This window comes from Photobacterium sp. OFAV2-7 (assembly GCF_022347985.1).
Lineage (GTDB): Bacteria > Pseudomonadota > Gammaproteobacteria > Enterobacterales > Vibrionaceae > Photobacterium.
The window spans coordinates 1-3,671 of the sequence record NZ_JAKRFQ010000514.1; the positions used below are offsets into that span (position 1 = coordinate 1).

A 3,671-nucleotide genomic window follows, 5' to 3' on the forward strand; every position below is an offset into this window, starting at 1 on the left:
CACCGATTAATGATTTCAGGCGCTGTGCAAAAGACATAGTTCGTACTCCAGTTCGAGGCCCGAAGGTTATAGCATTGCGATACCCCTGAAACAAGCCTAGGATGATTGGCAGTCCAAAATGCAATAAATGTTAGATGGAGTTTGACCCGTATGGTGGCAAAAGTTGAGATAAGCCCGCAAGGTCCGCAATTTTCCGAGTTAGTTCAGGGATATTGGCGTCTGGCGGACTGGCAAATGAACCCTGCTCAGCGACTTAATTTTCTTAAGCAGCATGTCGAGCTGGGTGTTACGACGGTCGATCACGCTGATATTTATGGAAATTACAGCTGCGAGACATTGTTTGGCGAAGCGCTGGCACTGGAGCCGAGCATTCGTGACCAGATTGAGATTGTCACCAAGTGTGATATCAAGTTGTGCTCTGATCAGTTTCCTGATCGTAAAATTAACCATTACGACACCAGCAAAGCACACATTGTTGAGTCGGTTAATCTCTCCTTGTCACGGCTACAGGTCGAGAACATTGATGTGTTGTTGATCCACCGTCCTGATATTCTGATGGATGCGGATGAGGTAGCCGAAGCTTTTGCCGAGCTTAAACAGCAGGGAAAGGTGACTCATTTTGGCGTTTCGAATTTCTCCCCGGCACAATTTGATTTGCTACAGTCTCGGCTTGATGCTCCGCTGGTGACTAACCAGGTTGAAATCAACCCGCTGAATTTTGAAGTGGCCCACGACGGCACGCTGGATCAACTGCAGATGAAGCGAACCAAGCCGATGGCGTGGTCATGCCTGGCCGGTGGGGCAATTTTCTCTGGTCAGTCAGAGCAGCAGGTGCGGGTACGTAATGAGCTCGAATTAATCCGTGATGAAGTTGGGGCAGCCAGTATTGATCAGGTTATATATGCCTGGGTGCGTCGTTTGCCATCAAAGCCATTACCAATTATTGGCTCGGGAAAAATTGAGCGTGTTCAGGCTGCTATCGAAGCGCTGGATATCGAGCTAAGCCGTGAGCAGTGGTTCCGTGTCTGGGTAGCTTCAAAAGGGCACGGGGTGCCGTAGGGCTAACCGTTAAGTTTATGTAAATGAAAAGGCCTCTCAGGGGCCTTTTCTGTCATTTCCTACCTGATACCACAAGATCAAGTCTTCCTACTTCCATTATGTATCCAGTGCAATTTCGCTATCCCTGCAATAACTAACGGCTATTGTGAGTTGATGCAGAGGTACTCAGTATCCTCGCCTAAACAGCGTTCTAACTTGATATTTATCCCACAAGGCATTGATGTGATTTGCATTGACCTGGCTTATGGGTAATATTGTGGGAACATTCCCATGGTTAGCTAGTTTTAATTGTAGGTAATTTTTAAGGGGTTAACGTGAAATCAACATGGAGGTTGGAGTGAACAGAATAATATTGCTTTTGGGAATCTTGGTGTTGCCATTGACTTGTTTCGCGCAAGTGCAAATACGTTATGCCGAAACAGACGCTCAAGGCGATCAGTTTGTAATTGGTGCCCTCAAACTCGCACTGGAAAAAAGTGGGGCGAAGTTCCGTATGGAGCCGATACGTGAAAACCTTTCTGAAGGACGTAAACGTACTCTGCTGAGTGAAGGTAATATGGAGGTCTATTGGAGCATGACCTCGAGCGAACTTGAAGACAAGTTCGAACCCGTTCGATTTCCGGTATATAAAGGGCTTCTCGGCAACCGTATTTTTATCATCCGCCAGGGTGAGCAACACCGTTATGATGCTATTAACACCTTTGCGGATTTACAGCGTTTTACTGCCGGTCAGGGCAAGTTATGGCCAGATACCCAAATTCTTCAAAGCGGGAACATTACTGTTCGTACCACAATGGATTACGAAAACCTCTTTTATATGCTTGAAGGTGGACGTTTTGACTACTTCCCTCGAGGTATCCATGAACCTTTCCAGGAGGTTGAGGCTAGGCCAGAGCTAAACCTAGTGGTTGAAGACAACCTTATGCTGGTTTATCGCGCACCGATGTATTTCTTTGTCAGGAAAGATAATAAACAGTTAGCCGAGAGAATCCATCAAGGGTTGGATAAAGCACTGGAAGATGGCAGTTTTGATGAGTTCTTCTTTAGTAACGCTATGATTCAAGATGTGTTGAGCAAGGCTAATATTAAGCAGCGAAATGTGTTCTTCATCAGTAACCCACTGTTAACACCTCAAACCCCTCTCGACCGCAAAGAATACTGGCTCAATATTGAGGATCTTTAATTCATGCCAAACTTTATTAAAAACTCGTTGCTAAACGCGGCAACACTATACCTTACAGGTTGCTTGTTCATTGTGATTGTTATCTCTTCTGGTATTAGTCATTTTAATGCTGTCGATACTGCAAAAGAGCAGTTTGAGCATGCGCATGCCGATTTTATAGACATTGCAACGACTAGCCTAGAAGGTGCAGTGTATTCTTATGATTTTGACCAAGTGAATGGTATTGCCCAGTCTCTAGCTCATGCAGATCTTATTAAAGATGTGGTGGTAACTGATCATCGTGGCAAATTGCTCGGTGAAGGTCATGCAAAAAGTGGCCCTGCCGATTACCCGACGATACCAGAGAAAATAGAGATCACTCGTAACGGCGAATTGATGGGGTATGTGGAGATCACTTTTGTCTCAGACCGGGTCGTCGCAGCCGAAGAGTCATCGATCATTGGTAGTCTTTTGCAGCTTATCGTTATCATGGTGGTAACCGTACTACTTATTCGGGCACTGCTGACTCAAGTGGTGATTAAACCAGTGAATGTTGTCGCTGAGTCGTTAGCCACCATTGCGGCAGGTAATGGCGATCTTACTAAACGTCTTCCTGAATCTTCGAGCAACGAAATTGGCCAACTCTCGAAGAATTTCAATCTCGTCATGCTGCAGCTAACAACTTTGATTCGAGATACTATTCAAATCAGTGAGCAGGTCAGCGATAAATCGGCACGTTTGGCCAATATCAGTGCAAGCTCTGAAAGTAATTCAGCAAATCAGTTGCGTGAAATCGAACAAGTAGCTGCTGCATTGCAAGAGCTATCTCATTCTGCAGGTGAAGTTTCGGGTAATGCCTGTGAAACTGCCGAACAAACTGCCGAAACTAGCCGCAGTGCAGATAATGGTTTGAGCATAGTGGCGAGCAGTCAGGCTGAAATCCAAAACCTGAACCAGCAAATTGAAGCTACAGCAGACCGTATTGAAGTGTTACGTTCAAGTACAATTAACATCGGCTCGGTGCTGTCTGTTATTCAAAATATCGCAGAGCAAACTAATTTGTTAGCTCTGAATGCGGCTATTGAAGCAGCCCGTGCCGGTGAGCAAGGACGTGGTTTTGCAGTGGTAGCCGACGAAGTTCGTAGCCTTGCATCCAAAACCCAAGAATCAACGGAAGAAATCAATACAATCATTTCTGAGCTGCAGAATACGGCCTCTGAAGCTAGCGAATCTATGAGTGAAAGCCAGAAAGCTGCGGCACGTAGTATCGAAACTGCCGAGCAAGCCTCTATAGCTCTTAAACAGATCAGCTCTAATGTCAGTACTATCAATGATATGAATAAACAGATTTCGCAAGCTGCGGGTGAGCAGAGTAATGTATCTAATGAAGTTAGCACTAATATTGAAGCTATTCACGGCTTGTCAGGGAACATTTCGAATAGTGCGCAAG

Annotated in this window: 3 protein-coding genes; all 3 read left to right on the plus strand. The window is 45.4% G+C overall.

Translation table 11 applies throughout. From position 1 onward, the window contains the following. The first annotated feature begins 150 nt into the window (after positions 1 to 150). Complete coding sequence (locus MHN01_RS20035; RefSeq protein WP_239412988.1) at positions 151 to 1,059, plus strand: aldo/keto reductase family oxidoreductase; 909 nt, start codon at positions 151 to 153, stop codon at positions 1,057 to 1,059. Positions 1,060 to 1,396: 337 nt separating this feature from the next. Further along, entirely contained in the window at positions 1,397 to 2,242 is an 846-nt protein-coding gene (locus tag MHN01_RS20040) for a transporter substrate-binding domain-containing protein (protein WP_239412990.1), read from the plus strand. 3 nt (positions 2,243 to 2,245) lie between these two features. After that, the coding region (locus MHN01_RS20045; protein ID WP_239412992.1) for a methyl-accepting chemotaxis protein at positions 2,246 to 3,671 on the plus strand (1,426 nt) is incomplete at its 3' end.

What these genes read in the sequence shown, in the direction of transcription:
- MHN01_RS20035 (WP_239412988.1), top strand. Translation starts at nt 151, where the DNA reads ATGGTGGCAAAAGTTGAGATAAGCCCGCAAGGTCCGCAATTTTCCGAG.